This window comes from Hyphomicrobium album (assembly GCF_009708035.1).
GTDB lineage: Bacteria > Pseudomonadota > Alphaproteobacteria > Rhizobiales > Hyphomicrobiaceae > Hyphomicrobium_A > Hyphomicrobium_A album.
This window is the reverse complement of sequence record NZ_WMBQ01000002.1, coordinates 364,759-387,617: the sequence shown is the minus strand read 5'-3', so window position 1 is coordinate 387,617 and position 22,859 is coordinate 364,759. Positions and strand designations below refer to the sequence as shown.

General features: G+C 66.4%; 20 protein-coding genes. 12 read left to right on the top strand and 8 right to left on the bottom strand.

The genetic code is table 11. From position 1 onward, the window contains the following. Positions 1-79 precede the first annotated feature (79 nt). Positions 80-1,651 (top strand): hypothetical protein, encoded by a 1,572-nt coding sequence (locus GIW81_RS14005; RefSeq protein WP_154739993.1) that lies wholly within the window; start codon positions 80-82, stop codon positions 1,649-1,651. An 85-nt stretch (positions 1,652-1,736) separates the two neighbouring features. Here GIW81_RS14005 and GIW81_RS14000 read toward each other — a convergent pair whose 3' ends face one another. Then, positions 1,737-1,946: a hypothetical protein gene (locus GIW81_RS14000; protein ID WP_154739992.1), complete on the bottom strand. Its 210-nt coding sequence runs from the start codon at positions 1,944-1,946 to the stop codon at positions 1,737-1,739. Between the two features lie 374 nt (positions 1,947-2,320). On the opposite strand from GIW81_RS14000, the gene GIW81_RS13995 reads away from it, so the two are divergent. From GIW81_RS13995 to GIW81_RS13975, 5 genes are all read left to right on the top strand, one after another. Beyond that, a complete protein-coding gene (locus GIW81_RS13995; RefSeq protein ID WP_154739991.1) occupies positions 2,321-3,100 on the top strand; it encodes an SDR family NAD(P)-dependent oxidoreductase in 780 nt (259 codons plus the stop codon). Positions 3,101-3,213: 113 nt separating this feature from the next. Further along, a complete protein-coding gene (locus tag GIW81_RS13990; protein ID WP_154739990.1) occupies positions 3,214-4,635 on the top strand; it encodes a DUF1254 domain-containing protein in 1,422 nt (473 codons plus the stop codon). 216 nt (positions 4,636-4,851) lie between these two features. Beyond that, positions 4,852-5,235, top strand: a complete 384-nt coding sequence (locus tag GIW81_RS13985; protein ID WP_154739989.1) for a hypothetical protein — start codon at positions 4,852-4,854, stop codon at positions 5,233-5,235. A 3-nt stretch (positions 5,236-5,238) separates the two neighbouring features. Then, positions 5,239-5,484 carry a hypothetical protein gene (locus GIW81_RS13980; protein WP_154739988.1) on the top strand — a complete coding sequence of 82 codons (246 nt, stop codon included), beginning with the start codon at positions 5,239-5,241 and terminating at the stop codon, positions 5,482-5,484. Positions 5,485-5,489: 5 nt separating this feature from the next. Then, positions 5,490-5,981 carry a hypothetical protein gene (locus GIW81_RS13975; protein WP_154739987.1) on the top strand — a complete coding sequence of 164 codons (492 nt, stop codon included), beginning with the start codon at positions 5,490-5,492 and terminating at the stop codon, positions 5,979-5,981. Here the strand turns inward: GIW81_RS13975 and GIW81_RS13970 are convergent. After that, positions 5,978-6,793, bottom strand: coding sequence for a transporter (locus tag GIW81_RS13970; protein WP_154739986.1), 816 nt, complete (start codon positions 6,791-6,793; stop codon positions 5,978-5,980). The two genes, GIW81_RS13975 and GIW81_RS13970, sit on opposite strands and share 4 nt — an antisense overlap. 195 nt (positions 6,794-6,988) lie before the next feature. Between GIW81_RS13970 and mntR the strand changes: the two genes are divergently transcribed. Then, positions 6,989-7,453 (top strand): manganese-binding transcriptional regulator MntR, encoded by a 465-nt coding sequence (mntR, locus tag GIW81_RS13965; protein ID WP_154739985.1) that lies wholly within the window; start codon positions 6,989-6,991, stop codon positions 7,451-7,453. Between the two features lie 151 nt (positions 7,454-7,604). On the opposite strand, the gene recQ is transcribed toward mntR, so the two are convergent. Both recQ and GIW81_RS13955 read right to left on the bottom strand, forming a co-directional pair. Continuing rightward, a complete protein-coding gene (gene recQ, locus GIW81_RS13960) occupies positions 7,605-9,461 on the bottom strand; it encodes a DNA helicase RecQ (protein ID WP_154739984.1) in 1,857 nt (618 codons plus the stop codon). A 457-nt stretch (positions 9,462-9,918) separates the two neighbouring features. Beyond that, a complete protein-coding gene (locus GIW81_RS13955) occupies positions 9,919-10,272 on the bottom strand; it encodes a lysozyme inhibitor LprI family protein (protein WP_154739983.1) in 354 nt (117 codons plus the stop codon). 123 nt (positions 10,273-10,395) lie between these two features. On the opposite strand from GIW81_RS13955, the gene GIW81_RS13950 reads away from it, so the two are divergent. The 3 genes from GIW81_RS13950 to GIW81_RS13940 all read left to right on the top strand — a co-directional run bounded on the left by GIW81_RS13950 (position 10,396) and on the right by GIW81_RS13940 (position 15,013). Next, positions 10,396-12,696, top strand: coding sequence for a Tex family protein (locus tag GIW81_RS13950; RefSeq protein ID WP_154739982.1), 2,301 nt, complete (start codon positions 10,396-10,398; stop codon positions 12,694-12,696). 178 nt (positions 12,697-12,874) lie between these two features. Beyond that, complete coding sequence (locus GIW81_RS13945; RefSeq protein WP_229309308.1) at positions 12,875-13,468, top strand: SH3 domain-containing protein; 594 nt, start codon at positions 12,875-12,877, stop codon at positions 13,466-13,468. Between the two features lie 693 nt (positions 13,469-14,161). Continuing rightward, positions 14,162-15,013 carry a DUF2189 domain-containing protein gene (locus tag GIW81_RS13940; protein ID WP_229309306.1) on the top strand — a complete coding sequence of 284 codons (852 nt, stop codon included), beginning with the start codon at positions 14,162-14,164 and terminating at the stop codon, positions 15,011-15,013. Positions 15,014-15,033: 20 nt separating this feature from the next. Here GIW81_RS13940 and GIW81_RS13935 read toward each other — a convergent pair whose 3' ends face one another. Together GIW81_RS13935 and GIW81_RS13930 are read right to left on the bottom strand one after the other, a co-directional pair. Continuing rightward, positions 15,034-15,795 carry an N-acetylmuramoyl-L-alanine amidase gene (locus tag GIW81_RS13935; RefSeq protein WP_154739979.1) on the bottom strand — a complete coding sequence of 254 codons (762 nt, stop codon included), beginning with the start codon at positions 15,793-15,795 and terminating at the stop codon, positions 15,034-15,036. Continuing rightward, positions 15,792-16,466, bottom strand: coding sequence for a molecular chaperone DjiA (locus GIW81_RS13930; RefSeq protein ID WP_210251943.1), 675 nt, complete (start codon positions 16,464-16,466; stop codon positions 15,792-15,794). Before GIW81_RS13930 ends, GIW81_RS13935 begins: the two co-directional genes overlap by 4 nt. 237 nt (positions 16,467-16,703) lie before the next feature. Here GIW81_RS13930 and GIW81_RS13925 point away from each other — a divergent pair, with 237 nt between their 5' ends. After that, entirely contained in the window at positions 16,704-20,312 is a 3,609-nt protein-coding gene (locus GIW81_RS13925) for a hydantoinase B/oxoprolinase family protein (RefSeq protein WP_154739977.1), read from the top strand. A 140-nt stretch (positions 20,313-20,452) separates the two neighbouring features. Next, complete coding sequence (locus tag GIW81_RS13920) at positions 20,453-21,295, top strand: pentapeptide repeat-containing protein (protein ID WP_154739976.1); 843 nt, start codon at positions 20,453-20,455, stop codon at positions 21,293-21,295. Between the two features lie 311 nt (positions 21,296-21,606). Here the strand turns inward: GIW81_RS13920 and GIW81_RS13915 are convergent, their stop codons facing one another. Together GIW81_RS13915 and GIW81_RS13910 are read right to left on the bottom strand one after the other, a co-directional pair. Then, on the bottom strand, positions 21,607-22,008 hold the full coding sequence (locus GIW81_RS13915; protein ID WP_154739975.1) for a DUF2852 domain-containing protein: 402 nt from the start codon (positions 22,006-22,008) through the stop codon (positions 21,607-21,609). Positions 22,009-22,086: 78 nt separating this feature from the next. Next, positions 22,087-22,506, bottom strand: coding sequence for a DUF2852 domain-containing protein (locus GIW81_RS13910; protein WP_154739974.1), 420 nt, complete (start codon positions 22,504-22,506; stop codon positions 22,087-22,089). Positions 22,507-22,859: the final 353 nt, after the last annotated feature.

Sequence of the window (22,859 nt, the reverse complement as noted above, 5' to 3'; positions counted from 1 at the left end):
AAGGCGAGGAGCAACGAGCGGGGTCCACACGGCAATAGCAAAAATCACAAGCACTGTTGCGGGCGCGACCGGAGGTCTAATGACCGAGCAGGCTAATTTGAAACAGGCCGCACAAGAGCACATGGCGCTTGTGGCGCGGCGACACGATGCGCGCGAGCATCAGCGGAGACTGATGCAGGGGCTCGGGCGCCCAATCATCTCATGGGAGAATAGCGGGCACCGCTTCGTCGCCGTTAGCGACGAGCTGCTGTGGGACGCGCGCTGGCGAACCTTCACGGACTTCCTCTTCCACTACGTCAAGCACGTGCTGACAGTTGAATGGGGAGCGGCAGAGCTGGCCAAGAGCCCCGATCGCCGCCATCCCCTCTTCAAGTGGCATGAGAAGGTCCGCGAAGAGCACCTTAGGGCGCTTGCGGGCAATAGTGGAAATGTTGTTACCGGTGTAATGACCGGGGCGGTGCGAGCCTATCTTGGCCTCGCTTATGACCTTTACCTCTGCGCGCATAATGCCGTCCTTCCGGAGTTGCTCTTGAAGCGCCTGCGTAACCCGGATCAGTTCGAAGGCGCGGTCTATGAAACCTTCGTGATCGGCTGCTTCGCCAAGGCGGGATTCGCAATCGAGTTCGAAGACGAGGGCGACTCGACCACTTCACATTGCGAGTTCACGGCGACCCATAAACAGACGGGGCGGAAATTTTCGGTTGAGGCTAAGGCGGTGACATCGGCGGCAAAACGGTCGGGGGGCAGTGCGGAGCCGCCCAAGATCCGGGGGCAGTTGGCTCGCGCGTTGCGCAAGAAGGTCGCGCATCCGCGTATCGTGTTCATCGAACTCGCCCGCGCGCACGCGGCTCGTGAGGATGGGACGCCCGCTTGGTTACCGCATGTGGAAGAGCAGCTTGAGATATGTGAGCGTGAGCTGACGATTGACGGTTCATCCCCGCCGTCGGCCTATCTGTTCGTCACCAATCGCGCCTATGCGCACGAGCTCGATGCCGCTGCGCGCGTGGAGCAATTCGTGGCCGGAGGCTTCAAGATCGATGACTTCCCGCCGGGTCGGAACGCGGCTTCTCTGCTGGCGATGCACAAGGCACGCAAGAAACACATCGAGGTACACTGGCTGTTCAAGGCAATTGAGGCGCATCGGCTGATCCCCGAAAGCTTTGACGAGCGTCTGCCCGAGGAAACCTGCGGCGCGTTGCCGAAGGAACGGCTCCGCGTCGGCGAGACGTATCTGGTGCCGGATGCCAATGGCACCCATGTTCCAGGGGTGCTCGTCGACGGCGAAGTCATGCCGCCGGACAGTGAAGCTTACGGGACCTACCGCTTGGAGAACGGAAAGCACATACTTTGCAAGGTAGCTTTGAGCGACGCCGAGATGGCAGCTTATAAGAGATCGCCCGACACGTTCTTCGGAGTGCTGAAGCCCGAGTCGAAGGGCATCAACCATCCGCTCGATGCCTTTGATTTTGTGTTCGATACGTATTCGAAGTCATCGCGTGAAAAACTGCTGGAGTTTATGGCCTCTTGGTCCGAAATCGATAGGCTGCGCAGTCTCAGCCAACCGGAGCTCGCTGAGCACTATGCAGCGACGCTTGGGGCGCAGATGTGGGCCGAGATCGCAAGCGGCAAGACGAAGCTCACGAAAGACTGACCAGGACTCGGCCGCCTGCATCCACACCAGCCAACCAAATGCTGGCACCAAAGGGCCGCGCGGGAAACCGCGCGGCCCTTTATTTTTAGCGCAGCCGATAGCAGTTGGTTTGCACGCGCTTTTCGCGCGTCACGTCGTAGCCGGCGCGGCACTGCACCAGATATGGCTCGCTGGGGTGCCGAAACAGAATAAACGCAGACCAGCCATCGGCTGTGCCGGAATAGCCCGCGATCTGCCAGCCTTCCTTCAATAGGCTCTCGATCGACACGACCTCGCTCTCAGCGGGCTGCGCCATCGCCGAGCAAGCGACAACCGGCGCCGCCGCCAGGGCGGCCACCAAGGATAGTAAGAAGCGGGGACGGCAGTGTGCCATGTGCGAATGCGATATCGTTCGGTCTCTCGCCAGAGACTACCATCCCAGTGGCCTTTTGGTTTCAAGCAAGGGTCAGATCTTTGACCTCGCCCGCAGGGGCAGTTGATCAAGCAGTCTTGATGGTTGGCGGCCGTGCCTAGCGCTCGTTACGGCCAGCATCGGCGCGTTGCCACTGTGCATAGACCGCAGCCAGGAGTGCGTGGCGAGCCTCGCAAGCCGCCGCTAACTTGCGGTTTGGCAAGCTGGGCCGAAGAACCCGGTAGGACCGCCGGCGCTGGAAACGAGGGGGACGGTCGTTGCAGGAGAGCCCGAGGTCGATAGTCATCACCGGAGCGAGCGCCGGATTGGGGCGCGCGCTGGCGCTGCTCTACGCCGAGCCCGGACGCACGCTCGGCCTCATGGGACGCAACGCCGAGCGCCTGCAGGTGGTCGCTCAGCTTTGCCGGGCGCGCGGGGCACGCGTCGAGACGCACGCGTGCGATCTCTGCGCCGGCAGCTCGGGTCGCGATTTCATCCAGGCCTTCGGTGACGCGCGTCCGCTTGACCTGCTGATCGTCAACGCCGGCGTGTTCACCGGGCATCGGCCGGAACGGGAGATGGAGGACGGCAACGAGATCACCGCGGTGCTGCGCACCAACCTCGAGGCGGCGATCCTCAGCATCGCCGCGGCGGTCCCGCAGATGCGCGCGCGGCGCGCCGGACGCATCGCCATCGTCGGCTCGCTCGCGGCCTTGCAGCCCTTGGCCGACGCGCCGGCCTACAGCGCCAGCAAGGCGGGGCTGATCGCCTACGGCGAAGCGCTGCGCGAGTACTTGGAGCCCGACGGCGTGCAGGTGAGCCTGATCAACCCCGGACACATCGAAACGGCGCAGGTGGAGGCGCATGTTGGCGCGCTGCCGCTCATTGCATCGGCCGAGACGACGGCGGCGCGCATCAAGCGCGGGCTCGAACGCGGGCAGGAGCACATCGCCTTTCCGCGCCGGCTGGCGTGGCTGATCCGCGCCGGGCGCCTCTTGCCGTGGCGGCTGCGGGCTCACCTCGGCCGCAGCCAGCGCTTCGAGGTCGACCGCAGCTAGAGACGCCTGAGCCGCGTCAACGCGCAATTAAGCCTCCCCCATCCGGGTGATTGTATTTAACGGCTAGCGGCGCACACTGGCCCGGCACGTCGCGAGTAGCTCGGGAGGACGCCATGCCTCATGCAACGGTTCGCGGCACCGCCGCGACTGCCGCTGTCATCCTCGCAGCGCTGGCGCCGCAAAGCCCCCTTGGCGCCGACGACATCACCGAAGCGGAGGCGCGGGCGATCGCCGTCGACGCGTATCTCTACTTCTACCCGCTCATCACCATGGACGTGACGCGGCGCCAACTCACCAACGCTAACGCGGAGAATTCTGAGATCGGCGGGGCGCCGAACGCGTTCAAGAACGTGCAGGCGTTTCCGAGCGCCGACATGCGTGCCGTCGTGCGTCCGAACTTCGACACGCTCTATTCCAGCGCCTGGCTCGATCTCACCAAGGAGCCTGTGGTCGTGTCGGCGCCCGACACCGGCGGGCGATACTACCTACTGCCGATGCTCGACATGTGGACGGACGTCTTCGCCTCTCCGGGCTGGCGCACGACCGGAACGGCGGCGGCGAATTTCCTCGTCACACCGCCGGGGTGGCGCGTGGAGTCCGGCTTGCCGGAGAACATGCAGCACATCGCAGCGCCGACACCGTACGTGTGGGTCATCGGGCGCACGAAGACGGACGGCCCGGCCGACTACGATGCCGTCCACAAGATCCAGGACGGCTACAAGATCACGCCGCTGTCGCAATGGGGAAAGACACCGGTCGCGCCAAGCGCCAGCGTCGATCCGAGCGTCGATATGAAAACGCCGCCGAAGGTGCAGGTCGATACGATGCCGGGCGACCGCTACTTCGCGTACGCGGCCGAGCTCCTGAAGCTGCATCCGCCGCACATCACCGACGAGCCGATCATCGCCCGCCTGAAGCGGATCGGCTTCGAGGCCGGCAAGAGCTTCGATCCGACCAGCGCGTCAGCGGCCGCGCAGCAAGGGCTCGCCGGCGCTCCCGCGGCCGCGCAGAAGCTGATGCAATGGAAGGCGCCGACGCTGGCGCGCGTCGCCAACGGCTGGTCGATGAATACCGACACCATGGGCGTCTACGGCAACTTCTATCTGAAGCGCGCGATGGTCGCGCAGCTGGGTCTCGGCGCCAACTTGGCGGAGGACGCGGTCTACCCACTGAACCTCGCCGACGCGACGGGCAAGCCGCTCGACGGCGCGGCGGCCGGCTACACGCTGCACTTCGCCAAGGACGGGCTGCCGCCGGCGGAGGCGTTCTGGTCGGTGACGCTTTACGACAACGACGGCTTCCAGGTTGCCAATCCGCTGAACCGTTTTGCGCTGAGCAGCTGGATGCCCTTCAAGACCAACGCCGACGGGTCGCTCGATCTCTATTTCCAGAACGCCAGCCCCGGCGCCGACAAGGAAGCCAATTGGTTGCCGGCGCCGAAGGGTCCGTTCACGCTGACGATGCGCATTTACGCGCCGAAGCGCGAGGTGCTGACCGGCCAATGGGATCCGCCGCCGCTAAAACCCGCTGAATAGCGAGCCTGGCAGACCGGTCGGGAGTGCCCTTCCGAGCTAACTTTCGGATTCCGCTCGAAAATTTTTTCGAGAATCTACGCCATTGATTTGGCGGAGAAATCTTCGCCAAACTAAGTATTGCGATGTATATGCCGCTGAACAAATCACTAAAAATCCAATTTTGGTACACACGTTAACCATTAGGTAACTTGTTGTATCTGTTGCTTGGGGTGGGTGATGTTGCAGTTCGTAGTCGATTGGCTGTACCGGGCGGACTCCTCGTCGCCTATCGAAGTCGATTTGCCCGTCGTACGCGACGCCTCCGCCATCCTGCAATTCCGCCAGCGCCAGCAAGACATCGCCAGCTCGCCGACACCGCGCGAGCGCGGCATCCGCTTTCATCAGGAAGAATTCGCGCGGCTGTTCGAGGCCGTGGAGCGCTGGCCGTCGGTCGAGTTCCTCACCGCCGGCGGCCTTCCTGTCGAAGCCGTCGACGATCTGCCGAAGAGCGCCGACGGGGGCATCGACGTCATCGTCCGCATCGTCGCGCCGACCGAGCGCGGCGCGCGCAACATCGCCGGGCGTTTGCGTAATATGATTGTCAGTCAGAGCTATGAGTAGGTCATGCCCAAGTACGAGATTGCTATCGAGTACAAGAGCGCCAATGTCTCGCGTCCTGTGCTGCATCAAACGGTCGGGGCGGCGGTGCATACCCGCCCGGAGATCGACGAGGTGATCGTGCGCTGCGCGCGAGCGACGCGAACCGCGCATCAGGCGGCACGCGACTACAACAACCGCGCCGCAGCTCTTAAGAACCGCAAGGGCCGCAACGTGCGCGTGACGCTCGCCATCGGCCCGGTGGAGCGCTGACGCCCATGCGCCTCATCTGCTTGGGACAAGTCAGCAAGGCACCTCGCGGCCGGCAGGCGGCGCCCGCGAAGAAGCGCGCCGGCAAGGCGGCGCCACACCCGCAGGCCTATACGTTCCTCGAGCGCGTGCCGCTGCGCCTCTCCGCGCACAAGCCGGTGTGGGACGCGCTGCGCAAGCATGCGACGCGGCAAGTGGTGGTCGATGCCGAGCATCCGAAGGACACTTTCACCGCCGACGTCATCCCGCTCGACCAGCTGGGCGGCGAGGCGTGGGCCGCGCTCGGCCAGGTGCTGGCGGAGCGCCGCGCGCTGGCGCTCGACGCCGAGAAGCAGGCGACCGCCAGCGAGATATTGAGCAAGCCGCTCGATCCGATCTTCGCGCAGGAGCTCGAGTGGCTGACCTTGCGCAACCTGCTCGCCGCCGCGATGCCGCGCACGCCGGGCAAGCAGGCGCGGGCCCGCAAGCCGAACCGCGCGCTGCTGCTGCTCGACCTTTAGAAGCGCATCGACAGTCCGAGGAAGGGATTGTAGCGGTCGGACGCATCTGTCAGGCCGAAGTTGATGCCACCGTCGAGCTGCACGTCGTCGGTAAGCGCGTAGGTCCATCCCGCGCCGAGCTGCAGGATGTCACCGCGCGGATCCTGCATGCCGAGGATGGCGACGATCTCGGCATAGGTCGCGAACTTGTCGGTCCATTCGTAGGACCCGGACGCCGTCGCCAAATACTCGGCGTGGTAGCCGGTCGTGTCGTAGTCCTCGATGGCAAAGGTGCCGGCGTTGAGGCCGAGACCGAAGCCGGCGGGCAGGGCCAGGGAGAGGAACACGGCCACGCCGCCTTCGACGGCGGCGGTACCGATGCCGTTGTCCGCATCGGTCGGCAGCGTGATGACCGGCAGCACCGCGAACGCCGAACCGACCTTCTCGAAGTCGTCGTTGCCCCACAGGTTGATCTTGCCGCGAATATCGACGCTGCCGACGCCCGACTGCTTCTGTGTCGGTTCGGGGTCGACCGCGTTCGTGTTGACGATCCCGTACGGCTGCCACACGAGGCTCAGCTCGACGTCGTTGGTGAGGCCGATGCGGACGTTGGTGTAGGCGAACTCGAAGACATCGCTCTCTGCGCCGTCGACATCCGGGCGCGTGCGCGTATAGCCGAACAGGGTGCTTTCGAACTGCACGTGGCCCGCGTCGACGGTGAAGGGCACCTCGGTGATGTCGGGGCGATCCGTCGTCATCTCGCGCATCAGGCGGCGCGGCGTCGGATTGAAAAGGTTGTATTGCGATTTGTCGTCATCGCCCGCGGTGGCCATCTCGGCCCCCGCCGCGACACAAAGTAGAACCCCCAGAAACCTGGTTGCCGACGCGATCACTGCCGTTCCCCCCAAGAATGGCGACGTCGTCTCCACAAGACGAGAGACACGATTCGCCCAAACCAACAAAGTTAGTGTTGACTAAGTTAGCCGCGGCTAACTTTGCTGTCAACGCCGGCTCGGTTAGAAACACGCATGGATTCGACACGGAAAAAGCCGGCTGCGCCGGACGCGCGCGCGGCCCGGCAACAGGCGGAACGGTTTCAGCGGGTGCGCGACGCGCACCAGACGGAGCTGGCCGAGGACTACGTTGAATTGATTGCCGATCTCCTCGACGAGAAGGGTGAGGCGCGGCTGGTCGAACTGTCGGAGCGGCTGGGGGTCACCAAGGCGACGGTGAACAACACCATCCAGCGCCTGCAGCGCGACGGCCTGGTCACCAGCGAGCCTTACCGCGCGATCTTCCTCACCGACAAGGGACGCAAGCTCGCCACCACCTCGCGCGAGCGGCACCTTATCGTGCGCGATTTCCTGATCGCACTCGGCGTCGACCCAGAGACGGCCGATTCGGACGCCGAAGGTATCGAGCATCACGTCAGCCGCGAGACGCTCGAAGCGTTCCGCCGGCATCTCAGCAAGCAGCGCCGCGCCCGCGAGTAGCCCCCTCACCCGCGCTGATCGCGCTTCGCGCGATTGCGCGCGACCTCTCCCCAGCGGGGAGAGGTTAGAGAGTGCCGACCCTCGTCCCTTAACCTCTCCCCGGCGGGGAGAGGTCGGAAGCGAATGCAAATGAGCTTCCGGGTGAGGGGGCTCAAGCGCGGCGGGGATGCTTGGCGATCGTGGCCAGCAGGGCCGCGCCGTAGCGGCCGATCTTGCTGTTGCCGAGCCCAGTGATGCCGTGCAGCGCCGCCTCGTCGGTCGGGCGGAAGATGGCGAGCTCGGCCAAGGTCACGTCCGAGCAGACGATATAGGGCGGCAGCTTCGCCTTAGCGGCGAGATCGCGGCGCAAATTGCGCAGGTCTTCGAACAGGGGCCGATCCGCGTCATTGACGATCGCGGCGCTCTTGCTAGCCCGCTTCGCCTTGGTCTTCGTCTCCTTCGGCGCGATGCGGACGAGGAATTTTTCCTCGCCGCGCAGGATGGGGCGCGCCGCATCGGTCAGCAGCAGCATCCCGTAGCCGTCGTCGTCGCCGGTGAGCTGCCCCGCGGCGGTGAGCTGGCGGAAGACGCCCTTCCACGTCGCCTCGTCGGTGTCCTTGCCGATGCCGAACACGGGCAGCTTGTCGTGGCCGGAGCGCGCGACGCGCTCGTTGGCGCGGCCGAGCAGCACGTCGATGAGGTAGGTGGCGCCGAAGCGCTGGCCGGTGCGGTAGACGGCGGAGAGCGCCTTTTGCGCCAGCACCGTGCCGTCCGTGGTCTGCGGCGGGTTGAGGCAGTTATCGCAGTTGCCGCACGGCTCGGCACGACGCTCCCCAAAGTAGGCGAGCAGGGACTGGCGACGGCAGCTCGGCAATTCGCACAGGCCGATGAGCGCGGCGAGCTTCTGCCGCTGCACCTGCTTGTAGGCCTCGGAGCCCTCGCTTTGCGCGATCCACTGGCGGAGCTGGATGAGATCTTGCAGCCCGTAGGCGAGCCAAGCGTTGGCGGCGAGGCCGTCGCGGCCGGCGCGTCCCGTCTCCTGGTAGTAAGCCTCGATCGATTTCGGCAAATTGAGATGAGCGACGAAGCGCACGTCGGGCTTGTCGATGCCCATGCCGAAGGCGATGGTGGCGACGACGATGACGCCGCTCTCCTGGCGGAAACGATCGAGCACCTTGCTGCGCACGCGCGTTTCGAGCCCGGCGTGGTAGGCGAGCGCGGTGCGGCCCTTGTCGGACAGCCACGCTGCCGTCTCCTCCACCGACTTGCGCGACAGGCAGTAGACGATACCGGCGTCCTCGGCGTGCTCGGTCTCGATGAAACGCCACAGGCGCTCGCGCGCGCCCATGCTGCCCGCATCCGAGATCGTGTAGCGGATGTTCGGGCGGTCGAAACTGGCAATGAAGCGCCGCGCTTCGCCGAGACGCAGCTCGGCAACGATCTCCTCGCGCGTCCGCTCGTCGGCCGTTGCGGTAAGTGCGATGCGCGGGACGGACGGGAAGCGTTCGGCAAGCACCTTGAGCTGCCGGTATTCGGGGCGGAAGTCGTGTCCCCACTGCGAGACGCAGTGCGCCTCGTCAATGGCGAATAGCGCCAGGTCGATGCGCGCCAAGAGCGCGAGCGTGCGGTCCTGCAGCAGTCGCTCGGGCGAGACGTAGAGAATGTCGAGGTCGCCCTGCCCGATGCGCGCCTCGAGCGCGACCATCTCGCGGTAATCGAGCGTGGAATTGAGAAAGGCGGCTTTGACCCCAGCCTGCGTCAGCGCTTCCACCTGGTCTTGCATCAGGGCGATGAGCGGCGAGACGACGACGCCGAGGCCGGGGCGGACGAGCGACGGGATCTGGTAGCACAGCGACTTGCCGCCGCCGGTCGGCATCAGGGCGAGCGCGTCATCGCCAGCGATGACCGTGGCGATGATATCGGCCTGGTGGGAACGAAAATCGCGGTAGCCGAACACGTCGGCGAGAACCTCGCGCGCCCGCTCGATGCCGCCGTTATCCGCCGTTCGCCGCGTTGCGCTGCGCGCCATGTCCCACGCGTCATTGGTTGCCCGGCCATCTCGTTAGCGCGATTCGAGCCTAACCCGCGCGACGCCAAGGCGGTTTTCAACCCCGGCGAGGCGGCACCCGCGGCCCGCGATCCTTCAGCCGGCGTTCATCGGGCAGGCGTATCCTCATCATGCCCCCATCGCATTGCCTGCAGGAGTTAGGCGATGACGCAGAGTGGAAAGAGGAAGCCCGGCGTGACCCAGATTGATCACAGCGGCCAAGCGCTTCACCTGTTCGCCGTAGCGCGAGCCCACGAGCTGCATGCCCTCGCCGAACGATGCGCCGCCCCGCTTGTGAAGGCGCCCACGCCCTCCGGGCGCCTTGCATGGTGGCGCAGGTTCCTGCGAGTGACCCAATAGAAGAACGCCCGCCCGACGAGCCTTGCGCGCCCCGCTGCGCTCTGCGCCGAGGCGGTCAAACTCGACTGCCTCGACTAGGTCAGAACGGGCCGCGCGAGGCGATGGCGTCGATCGTGCCCTGCAGATCGGCAATGCGGGCGTCGTACTTCTGCCTGATGCACGCGGCGTCGGCTCCGCAGTTCTCGCGCTCCTGCAGGAAGTCGCGCTGCGCACCCAGCATGTCGCCGCGCTGGCCCATGGCGACGAGCGAGGTCGCAACCGCATAGAGCGTCGCCATCCGCGCCTCGAGCTGCCCCAGCTCATAGTCCTTGCAGATCGTCTTCTCGGCGGCCGATTTGGCCTTGGCACAGTTCATCGGCGCATACTCACCCGCCGCGGCAGCCCCCGGCGCAAGCAGAACGGCCGCAGCAAGTGCGGCGAACAGACAACGCATGTGACGTCCTCCCATCTCCACACGTGATATGTAGCACTTCCCGCAGACCGGCACTTCCCTCGCGGGGCGCCGGGAAGTATGACGCCAACCCGACTTAAAAAAACGTCACGCCCCGGGAGCCACATGGACAAGATCAACCAGCGCATCGCGACCGAGCTGAACGTTGCCCCTGGGCAGGTAGCGGCGGCCGTTGAATTGCTGGGCGAGGGTGCAACGGTCCCGTTCATCGCCCGCTACCGCAAGGAAAAGACGGGCGGATTGGACGATACGCAGCTGCGCAAGCTGGAGGAGCGGCTCGGCTACCTGCGCGAGCTGGAGGACCGGCGCGCCAGCGTGCTCAAGACCATCGAGGAGCAAGGCAAGCTGACGGCCGAGCTGGCGCGCGCCATCAACGGCGCGCTGACCAAGGTAGAGCTGGAAGACCTCTACGCGCCCTACAAGGTGAAGCGGCGCACGCGCGCGCAGATCGCCCGCGAGGCTGGGCTCGAGCCATTGAGCGAGGCGCTACTCGCCAACCCGGGGCTCGATCCGCTGGTGGAAGCGGCGAAGTACATCGACGCCGGCAAGGGCGTAGCCGACGCCAAGGCGGCGCTGGAAGGCGCCCGCCACATTCTCATCGAACGCATCGCCGAGACGCCGACGCTCGTCGGCCAGCTGCGCGAATGGATGTGGAGCGACGGCGAGCTGAAGTCGGTCGTGAAGAAGGGCAAGACCGAGGAAGGCGCCAAGTTCTCCGACTACTTCGACTTCGGCCAGCGCATCAAGGACATGCCCTCGCACCGGGCGCTCGCCATGCTGCGTGGCATGAACGAGGGCGTGCTCGACCTCGATCTCGACGTGGCGCACGAGGCAGGCAAGCCGCACCCGGCGGAGGGGCGCATCAGGAGCGCCTTCGGCATCGCCGACCGCGGCTGGCCGGCGGACGCATGGCTCGGCGAGACCGTGCAGCGCGCCTGGAAGGACAAACTCTCCGGCTCGCTCAGCACCGGATTGCTCGCGCGGCTGAAGGAGCGCGCCGACGCGGAGGCCATCGGCGTCTTCTCGCGCAACTTGAAGGATCTGCTGCTCGCGGCGCCGGCCGGCCCGCGCACCACTATGGGCCTCGATCCCGGCATCCGCACCGGCGTCAAGGTCGCCGTCGTCGACCAGACCGGCAAGGTCGTCGCCACGACGACGATCTATCCACATGAGCCGCGGCGCGACTGGCAGGGATCGCTGGCGGCACTCGCGGCGCTGTGCATCAAGCACAAGGTCGACATCGTGAGCGTCGGCAACGGCACGGGCGGGCGCGAGACCGACAAACTCGTCGCCGAGCTGATGGCGAAAATGCCGGAGCTGAAGCTCACCAAGGCGATGGTGTCGGAGGCCGGTGCGTCGGTCTATTCGGCGTCGGAGCTGGCGGCGAAGGAATTCCCCGATCTCGACGTCACCCTGCGCGGCGCGGTGTCGATCGCGCGCCGCCTGCAGGACCCGCTCGCCGAGCTCGTCAAGATCGAGCCGAAGGCTATCGGCGTCGGGCAATACCAGCACGATGTCGACCAGACCGGCCTCGCCCGCTCGCTCGACACAGTTGTCGAGGACTGCGTGAACTCGGTCGGCGTCGACGTGAACACGGCGTCGGCGCCGCTGCTCGCCCGCGTGTCCGGCCTCAACCAGACGCTGGCTTCCAACATCGTCGCCTTCCGCGACGAGAACGGCGCGTTCAAGGCGCGCACCAACTTGAAGAAGGTGCCCCGCCTCGGCGCCAAGGCGTTCGAGCAGGCGGCGGGCTTCCTGCGCATAATGGACGGCAAGAACCCGCTCGATGCGTCCGCGGTGCACCCCGAGGCGTACTCGGTGGTGGAGAAGATTTCGGAGGCGACCAAGCGGCCGCTGAAGTCGATCATCGGCGACCGCGCGTTCCTCAAATCGCTGCGCCCGGCCGACTACGCCGACGCGGCGTTCGGCATCCCGACGGTGACCGACATCCTCGCCGAGCTGGAGAAGCCCGGCCGCGATCCGCGACCCGAGTTCAAGACGGCAACATTCCAGGAAGGCGTCGACAGCATCTCCGACCTGAAACCTGGCATGCAGCTCGAAGGCGTCGTCACCAACGTCGCGGCGTTCGGCGCCTTCGTCGATGTCGGCGTGCATCAAGACGGCCTGGTGCACATCTCCGAATTGTCCGACCGCTTCGTCAAGGACCCGCGCGAGGTGGTGAAGGCGGGCGACGTGGTGAAGGTGCGCGTCAAGGAGGTCGACGCCGGCCGCAAGCGCATCGCCCTCACCATGAAGTCGGGCGCCATCGACCGCTCCGCCGCCGATGCGCCGCGCGCGTCGGGACCGCCGTCGACCCAGCGCTCCAGCGCCCCGCCGCCAAAGTCGGAAAGTGCCGGCGAAAGCGCGCTTGCCGCCGCCATGCGCCGCGCCCAGGAGCGCAAGTAGTTCGCGCTCACACAAAGTTCCAGCCGCATTTGGGCAGCGACGGAAATGTTGCGACACATGCGTCATAAGGGCGCCAAGGTTATGCCCCTCATGACCCCCTGAAGGGATTCACCTCGGATCAGGAGCGTCGCACAGAATGAGACTTTCGAGATTGGTTGCCGTGGCGATAGCGCTGGCCATGAGCGCGGCAATCGCGCAGGCCGCGCCCGGCTTCGCGACGGCCAACGTGAACATCCGCACCGGCCCGGATATCGAGTTCCCGAGCGTCGGCGTCATTCCCGACGGCGAGCCGCTGTCGATCGAAGGCTGCCTGCGCGACGAGTCCTGGTGCGACGTTCGCTGGGACGGCGGACGCGGCTGGGTCTTCAGCGAGTATCTCGCGTTCGACGATCGCGGCCGCTGGGTGCCGCTGCCCGACGTGGGGCCCGCCTATTTCCGCATTCCGTTCGTGACCTTCGCCGCGCGCGACTACTGGGACCGCTACTACGTCGGCCGCCCGTGGTATCGCGACCGCGACCGCTGGTTCGCCTACCAAGTGCGGCCGCGTATCGGCTGGCACGGGCCCCCGCGTGGGCCGCGCCGCGCCGGCTGGTGGCGTGAAGGCTACCGCGCGCCCGCCGGCATGGGTCCACCGCCGATGAACTGGCGTCGCCCGGACCGCTTTGATCGGCACGATGGCCGCTTTGAGCGACGCGACGATCGCCGAGATCACCGCGATGATCGTCGTGACGATCGGCGTGACCGGCGCGATGATCGGTTCGATCGCCGCTGATTGAGGGCTACGGAGCAAAGCAACGCCCGGGGAAACCCCGGGCGTTTTTGCGTTCTATGATTTTCTGCGATTCAGGTGCGGCGACGGAGACCGTCCTTCCGTCAGCATCCGTGCCGCCACATGCAGCGGTAGAAGCGCGGCGAGCCCAATCCCCAGCGCCGATCGCATCTCTCCGTCCAGCGCATGCAGTGATAGTTCACCGGTGCATACACGATGGGTTCCGGCGGGGGAGGCGGAGGAGGCGGCCCGAAGTCGGCAGCGAGCGCAGTTCCGACCGTCAGCAGACCAACGAACGCTGCCGCTGAGGCGAGCGCCAGACTTCCAGCTTTCATAGTGTCTCTCCGCCGTGCACATGCACGAGGCGCACGCTAACCGGAGATCGTGCAAAATCCGTAACTCGCAAGCCGAGACGCGACAATCGCCAGGGGCGCGCCGGCGCGACGGATCAGAAGCGGCAGTTCACGCTTGCGGTGACAGCATCGAGCATCAAGTCGATCTTGTGCGGTCCGACGACGGCGATGGCGGCGGCTCCGACGCTGCACGATCGGCTTATTAATGCATCCCAGCGGGCTCTTCCCTATTGAATTGACGCCGCGCGCAGCGCATCTCTCAGGAACGGCGCCGCGCAAGCGAATTGGCGCTTGGCCCCTCTTTGGCGCTGTGTGCGCTCGGACGCGATCCGGAGGTATGGCCATGGCGAACCTCGAGACAATCCATCACTCTGAACTTCCTCAGCCCGGCGTCGATCTGCGCTGGCCAGCGTCGTCGATCTGGAGACCCGGCGAGCCGGCGGTCAATACTGTCAGCGTCGCCGACTTGAACGACGCGCTCAGGAAGGGCATCGCGGACTTCATGGCGATGCCGAGCCACGCGCTGTTCCTCGGCATCATCTACGCCATCCTCGGCGTGATCCTGTTCAGGGTGTCGTTCGGGTACGAGGTGCTACCGCTCGTCTATCCGTTGCTCGCAGGGTCCGCGTTGCTCGGGCCGCTTGCAGCCGTCGCCCTCTACGACTTGAGCCGGCGCCGCGAGCTCGGCCTCGATCCGTCGGTGTGGCACCTGACGGAAGTCTTCCAATTGCCGTCGATCGGCGCCATTGCCCGATTGGGGCTGGTGCTGCTGGCCATATTCGTTGCCTGGATGGCGGTGGCGCAGACCATGTACACGCAGATCATGGGCCCTGAGGCTCCGGCCTCGCTTGGCGAGTTTGTCCGCCAGATACTCTCGACGCCGCAAGGCCACCAACTGATCGTCGTCGGCAATGCCGTCGGCTTCCTGTTCGCCGCCCTAGTGCTGGTGATCAGCGTCGTGTCGTTCCCGATGCTCGTCGATCGCCGGGTGAGCGCGGCGACGGCGGTACGCACGTCGGTTCGCGCCGTGCTCGCCAATCCGCTAACGATGGCGGTGTGGGGTTGCTATGTCGCCGCCGGCCTCGTTGTGGGGGCGCTGCCCCTGTTCTTCGGCCTCGCCGTCGTATTCCCCGTTCTCGGACACGCGACGTGGCACCTTTATCGCAGGACCGTCAGGCCCGACACGATCGTCTGACCGCGAAGTGATCCGGTAAGTCAGCAGGTGGCGCGAGCGGGAAGCGTCGCGACCAGCCGGCGCAGCGTGTCGAGCGTACCGGCATCGAGGCGGCCGTCGGCGCGGGCCGGACGGAAGTGCATTTGGAAGGTGCGGATCAGATGCCAGAACCAGTTGTCGCGCCCAGGATTTTCGATGCCGTAGCCATACAGGCGCAATAGCTCCAGCGCCTCGGTGCGGGCGCCGGCGTCGTCATCGAGAATGCGGGCGTCGTCCTTGAGCGGCGCCGGCTCGATCCAGCGGCCAACGCCATGCTTTCCCAGGAATGCCCAATCGAACTTCTCGCCGGGATCGATCTTGCGCCCCGGTGCGATGTCTGCGTGGGCCAGCACGCGCTCGGGCGGAATCTTCCAGCGCTGCGCGATGTCGCGGCACAGATCGGCGATGGCCTGCATCTGCGCCGGCGGAAAGTCCGGGTAGCCGTGCTCGTGGCCGGGGTTCTGGATCTCGATGCCGATCGAGCACGAGTTGATGTCGGTCTCGCCCGCCCAGTGCGAAGCGCCCGCGTGCCAGGCGCGCTGGCACTCTTCCACCAGCTGGGTGATGTGGCCCTTCTCGTCGACGACGTAGTGAGAGGAGACCTTGCTGCGCGGATCGGCGAGCCAGCGCACGGCCTGATCCGCTGCCTCCATGCCCGTGTAGTGCAGCACGATCATACTGGGGCGAAAGCCCTTGGCGCGGTCGCCACAATTGCACGAGGGATGCAGCGCGTGGACATGCTTGCTGTCCGCCTTGAAGCTCATGGGCGCTCGTCCCGCTGCGGACGCAGTCCACGCTCGGAGAGGATCGTGTCGTAGGCGGCGTTGATGGCCGCGAGACGCCGGTTGGCGGCGCAGCGCAGCTCGGGGGGTACGCCGTGCGCCGCCAGACGATCGGGATGATGCTCGCGCACGAGCGCGCGGTGGCGCAGCTTCAGCTCGGCATCCGAAATGCGGCCATCGACGCCGAGGATGGTGTACGGGCTGCACGGGTCTTTGACGAAGCCGGCGCGGATGGAGTGGAACTCGCCGCGCGTCAGGCCGAACTTCTCGGCGACGAGGGAAAGGAACGTGTCCTCGTCGGGATGCAGCACGCCGTCGGCCGCGGCGACGTGGAAAAGGCACTCCAGCAGCGCCCGCAGCATGTCGGGCTCGTCGGCCAGGAGGCGGGCGATCTTGCCGGCGTAGATGTCGTAGCCGGCGATGTCCTGCGCCGCGAGATCGAACAGGCGGCCGAAGTTCGCCCTCTCCTCGGGCGGGATGTTGAACACGCGGGCGAAGGCGCGCTCCTCGACCGGCAGCGCTACGCCGTCCGCCTTGGCCATCTTGGCGGCGAGCGTTGTCACCGCGATGGTGAAGGCGACCGTGCGGTATCCCGGCGTCTTGGCGCGCTCACCGACGATGCGGTTCCACAGCGTCGACAGCGTATCGCGCATCGAGGCGCCACCCGCCTCGATTCCGACCGCCCTTGCTATTGCGTTCCATGGCATAGGCATTCCCATATCGGCATTCTCGGCCAACATGAAGAGGGCGAACCACTGGTTGCGGCCCACTGCGTGAAAGTCGCGCCAAATGCCGCCTATTGGCCCGCGGCGCCCCGGGAAGCCCGTAGTTGACGCCTGCACGCGCGCCCGATAGCTCACGAGACGGCGGGATTTTCGGACGGATGCCGGATGGCCGGGCGCCCCAGCGACGAAAAGTGGCACTTCTTCATCGACCGCGGCGGCACCTTCACCGACGTCGTTGCACGCACACCCGACGGCCGCCTCGTCACCCGTAAGCTGCTGTCGGAGAACCCCGGCGCCTATGACGACGCGGCGCTGGAGGCGATCCGGCTGTTTCTCGGCGTAGCGTCGGGGGCGGCGACCCCGGCGGAGCGCATCGCCGCGGTGAAGATGGGGACGACGGTCGCAACCAACGCGCTTCTGGAGCGCAAGGGCGACAGGACGCTGCTGGTCATCACCCGCGGCTTCAAGGATCAGCTCGAGATCGGCACGCAGGCGCGGCCCGACATTTTCGCCAGGCACATCGTCAAGCCGGAGATGTTGTATGCACGCGTCGTCGAGGCGGACGAGCGCGTGCGCGCCGACGGGACGGTGGAGCGCATTCTCGATCTCGATGCCCTGGAGACCGAGCTGCGGGCGGCACGCACCGACGGCATCGACGCGGTCGCCATCGTGTTCATGCACGCCTACGCGCATCCTGCCAACGAGCAGCAGGCCGCGGAGCTGGCACGGTCGCTAGGCTTTGCCCAGGTGTCGGCGAGCCATGACGTCGCCCCGCTCATCAAGATCGTGCCGCGCGGCGACACGACCGTTGCCGACGCCTACCTGTCGCCGGTGCTGCGCCGCTACGTCGACCGCGTCTCAAGCGCGCTGACCTCCGGCAGAGAACGGCCGAATCTGCTGTTCATGGCGTCGTCCGGCGGCCTCAAGGCGGCGCAGACATTTCGCGGCCGCGACGCAATTCTGTCAGGACCCGCGGGCGGCGTGGTCGGCATGGCGGAGACGGGCAAACGCGCCGGTTTCGCCAAGCTGATCGGCTTCGACATGGGCGGCACATCGACGGACGTGGCGCATTTCGCCGGCGAGTACGAGCGTGCCTTCGAGACGCAGATCGCCGGCGTGCGCCTCGCTGTGCCGATGCTGCGCGTCAATACGGTGGCGGCGGGCGGCGGATCGATCATCACCTTCGACGGCACGCGGTTTCGTGTCGGACCCGCGAGCGCGGGCGCCAACCCGGGACCGAAGGCGTACCGCCGTGGCGGTCCGCTGACTGTCACCGACGCCAACGTCATGCTCGGCAAGATCGACCCGCAGTTCTTTCCGGCGATCTTCGGGCCGCACGGCGATCAGCCGCTCGACGCCCAAGCGGTGCGCGCGGCGTTCGCGGAACTGGCGCGCGAGGTGGGCGGCGGACGCACGGCCGAGGACATCGCCGACGGCGCCATCCGCATCGCCGTCGAAAACATGGCCAACGCCATCAAGAAGATTTCCGTCGAGCGCGGCTACGACGTGACGGAGTACGCGCTCAACTGCTTCGGCTCGGCCGGCGGCCAGCACGCCTGCCTGATCGCCGACACGCTCGGCATCGAGACGGTGCTGGTGCATCCCCTGTCGGGATTGCTCTCGGCATACGGGATGGGATTGGCGCCGCAGCGGGCGAGCCGCGAACGCTCCATCGAGGCGCCGCTCGACGGCGCGACGATGCGCGAGCTCGAAGACCTCGCCTACGAGCTCGGCAGCGACGCGACCGAGGAGCTGCTCGACCAGGGTGTCGAGCACGACGCCATCGCCATCGAGAGCTTCGCGCACCTGCGCTATGCGGGCACCGACACGGCGCTGCCGGTGCCGCTGTCGGAGGCGCATTTCATGCGCCGCGACTTCGAGGTGCTGCACCGGCAGCGCTTCGGATTCATCTCGCCGGAAAAAGACATCTACGTCGCCGCGCTCGAGGTCGCCGCGAGCGGCGGCGACAGCAGCGAAGCGGACAGCACGATCGCATTGCCCGAAAAGACGCTTGCGTCGACGTCGACCACGACGCGGTTCTATTCGCGCGGCGAGTGGCACGACGTGCCGGTGCTGATGCGCGACGCGTTGCAGGCGGGCAAAGCCGTTCCGGGGCCGGCCATCGTCATCGAGCCGCACCAGACCATTGTCGTCGAGGCCGGCTGGACGCTCACGCTCACCGCCGGCAACGACATCGTCCTGACGCGCGCCGCGCCACGCCAGCGCGAGAAGCTCGGCGCCGCCGCCGACCCGGTGCTTCTGGAAGTCTTCAACAACCTGTTCATGGCCATCGCCGAGCAGATGGGCGAAGCACTGCGCAACACGGCGCAGTCGGTGAACATCAAGGAGCGGCTCGACTTCTCCTGCGCGGTGTTCGACGCGACCGGCGCGCTCGTCGCCAACGCGCCGCATCTTCCGGTGCATTTGGGTTCCATGGACCGCTCGGTGGAGACGATCACCCGCGAGCGCGGTGCCGAGATGCAGCCCGGTGACTCTTTCATGCTCAACGCCCCCTACAACGGCGGCACGCACCTGCCCGACATCACCGTCGTCACCCCGGTGTTCGGCGACCCCGGCGGAAAGGTGCTGTTCTACGTGGCGAGCCGCGGCCATCACGAGGACATCGGCGGCCTGACGCCGGGCTCGATGACGCCGCGCGCCACCACCATCGAGGAGGAAGGCGTCTACATCGACAACGTCAAGCTGGTCGACGGCGGACGCTTCTTGGAGGCGGAGACTCGGTCGCTGCTCACGGGCGCCAAGTATCCGGCGCGCCGGCCCGACAAGAACATCGCCGACCTCAAGGCGCAGGTCGCCGCCAATGCGAAGGGCGAGGCGGAGCTGCGCCGCATGGTGGCGCACTTCGGGCTCGGCGTGGTGCAGGCCTACATGCGGCACGTGCAGGACAACGCCGAAGAGGCAGTGCGGCGGCTTCTATCGCGCCTGGAGAACGGACACTTCCGCGTCGAGACCGACCAGGGCACGGCGGTGGAGGTGCGGATCACGGTCGACCGCGCGGCGCGCTCGGCGAAGGTCGACTTCACCGGTACTAGCGCGCAGCAAGCCAACAACTTCAACGCGCCCGAGCCGGTGACGCGCGCCGCCGTGCTCTACACCTTCCGCGTCATGGTCGACGAGCCGATCCCGATGAACGCGGGCTGCCTGAAGCCCATCGAGATCGTCATCCCCGAAGGCTCGATGCTGCGGCCGACCTATCCGGCCGCAGTCGTCGCCGGCAACGTGGAGACGAGCCAGATCGTCACCAACGCCCTGTTCGCGGCGCTCGGCGCCCTCGGCTCCTCGCAAGGCACGATGAACAACCTCACCTTCGGCAACGACAAGCTGCAGTATTACGAGACGCTGTGCTCCGGCGCGCCGGCGGGTCCCGGGTTCGACGGCGCGGCGGCCGTGCACGTCCACATGACCAATACGCGGCTCACCGACCCGGAAATCCTCGAGCTGCGCTATCCGGTGCTGCTGGAGGAATTCTCCATTCGCCGCGGCTCGGGCGGCGGTGGCAAGTGGCGGAGCGGCGACGGCACGCGGCGCGTCATCCGCTTCCTGGAACGCATGCACTGCGCCATCCTTTCGGGTTACCGGCGCGTGCAGCCCTTCGGCGTCGCGGGGGGTGAGCCCGGCGAGGCCGGTAGCAACAGCGTGCGCCGCGCCGATGGCCGCAGCGAGCCGCTGCAGGGCTGCGACGAGACCGAGGTTGCGGCCGGCGACGCCATCGCCATCGTGACACCCACCGGCGGCGGCTACGGACAAAGCTGAAACTTTCGCGCCCGGCGTTCCGTTCTGTGGCAAAGAGGCTCGCCGCCCCCGACTTTCGTGGAATTAAGGTGGGCCGGCCCTTGCCACACCGTCCCGCGACCCTTTCATATGCAGGGGCGCCCATCACGAAGGCGGACAAAATGACCAACGCGGCACGGACACACTTGGCGCGCGGCCTGATCCTCGCGGCAGCTCTCGCGATCGGCTTTCCCGCCGCGGCGGAAGAGACCGAGCCGGTGTCACCGGCGGCCGACATGACGGTGCGCGAGATCACCGCCGGGCTGTTCAAGGCGAAGCCCGGCGAGGTGCTCGACTATTCCAACCACGACCTCACCTATCTCGACCTCTCGGGGCTCAACTTCAAAGGCGCGAAGCTCGCCAAGTCGAACCTCTATGGTGCCGACTTCTCCGGTGCCAATCTGCGGGGCACCGACATGACAAGTACGCGGCTCGACCGCGCGACCCTGATCCGCGCCGATTTCTCTGGCGCCAACCTTTCCGGCGCCAGCATCCTGCGGCCGACCATCTACACCGACCTGGCCGAGAACATCGCCGACGCGCCGCGCTTTGCCGGCGCCAACCTCACCGGCATCCGGGTGATGGCGAACATGTCGGGCGCCGACTTCCACGGCGCCGATCTGACGAACGCGAATTTCACGCCGCGCGAGTTGCGCCCCGGCCAGGGCACGCTATCGACGCTTGCCAGGAACATGCTGAAGTCGTGCGACTTCACCAAGGCGATCCTGCGCAACGCCAACCTCGACCACGCGGTGCTCACCTTCGCGCGCTTTGCGGGGGCGGACCTGACCGGCGCCAATCTCACCGACGCGGACCTGTCGCGCGCCGATTTCACCGGCGCCGACCTGACGGGTGCGGACCTCACCGGCGCCGATCTCGACGGTGCGACGCTGCTCGGCGTCAAGGGGCTCGATACGGTGAAGGGGCTCGCCACCGCGCTCAACTTCGACAAGACCATCCGCTGACCCAGGGCGACGTCCCGCTGACATCCTGCTCAGTAACGTCATGGCCGCGTCATGGCGAAGCCAGGCTCCGCATGGACGGCGGCCATCCACGCAAATTTCAACACCCGCTACGACCACAAGTGGTGCAGGCGCTGCTGCGAGGCCCGCTTCTACACGAGAAGAGATTGTGGACGCTTGCGTGGATCCTCGCCTTCGCGAGGATGACGTTTGTGGGGTGATGTCGCGTCGCCGCTCCGATCCGTAGCGGACCGTCGAAGTGACAAAAAAGCCGGGGCGTAGGCCCCGGCTTTCCTGTTTCGATGACGTGCAGCTTAAGCAGACGCGCCGCGCATATCCTCGATGTGGCCGCCACCGCCGCGGCGCTCGGCGATGTAGTTGTCGAACGCTTCCTTGTCCTTCGCCTTGCGCAGGTGCTCGAGATACGCGCCGAAGTGCGCCCGTTCCTCGTCGAGCCGCTGCACGGTCTCCGCGCGGTAGGTGTCGAACGCGGCGTTGCCGCTCGGCGACGCCTCGTGTTGCGGCGCCTCGGGGGACATACGCTGCGCGCGCTGCCAGCCCCGCGCCTGCCGGCGCCAGGCGATGCCGGCGACGACGAGCAGTAAGAGCGGCCATACCAGCCAGAACAGCGCGAAGGCGATCCACACCACGGCCCACGCGAGGCCGATCAGCGTGGCGAGGATGAAGCCGATGAAGCCGAGGATTACCAAGCCCATGGACTACAACTCCGGTTGCGGGTGAGCACTTGAGCGCCAGGGCAGCGAGCCGCCCTGGCGCCAATTCGAAACGTCGCGTTAGGTGGTCGCCGGCTCGCTGCCGCCGGTGGGACGCGTGCGGCGCTCGGCCATGAACTGGTCGAACTCCTGCTTGTCCTTCGCCTTGCGCAGGCGGTCGAGGAACTCGCGGAACTCGCGCTGCTCCTCCTCGAGGCGGCGGATGGCGTCCTCGCGGTACTCGTCGAAGGCGGCGTTGCCGCTCGACTGGAAGCCGCGGAACTCACGTCCCCAGCGCTGCACGTTGCTGTCCCAGCGGTCGGTAAACCGGCGCTGCCAACGGCTCATGTCTCCGTGCCGTCCACATCCCATGCGTCCACTCCAGATCAGGAAAGCCAGAACTGCGAGGCCCACGGGCCAGAACAGGATGAAGCTCAGGACCATGACGGCAATCCACGCGGGCTTGCCGTAGTCGTCCAGCGTCGCCACAACCCCAGTCATCGTAGGTCATCTCCATGTGAATGTTCATCACATTTACATAGTTGGCAGGTGGGTGGTCGGTCGTCAAGGGGCGCGCTTGGGAAAATCGGACAGCGGGCGGCAGGCGGCCCTGAGTTGCCTAAACATGGGATGTCCGCGCCCCAGCACCAGAGGTGCCCGGCTACAAGCTGTCATCCTCGGGCTTGTCTCGAGGACCCAGTGCGCGGTTGCTAATGGCGGAACGTGAATGCTGAGGACCGCTGCCGTCATCCCGGCGCAGGCCGGGATCCACGCCAGGTTCAAAGGGCCCGACGAAAGACGTCTTCGATGTGCGCTGAAGCGAGTCCGCAAACTGCAGCAGTCGCGATTGTGTC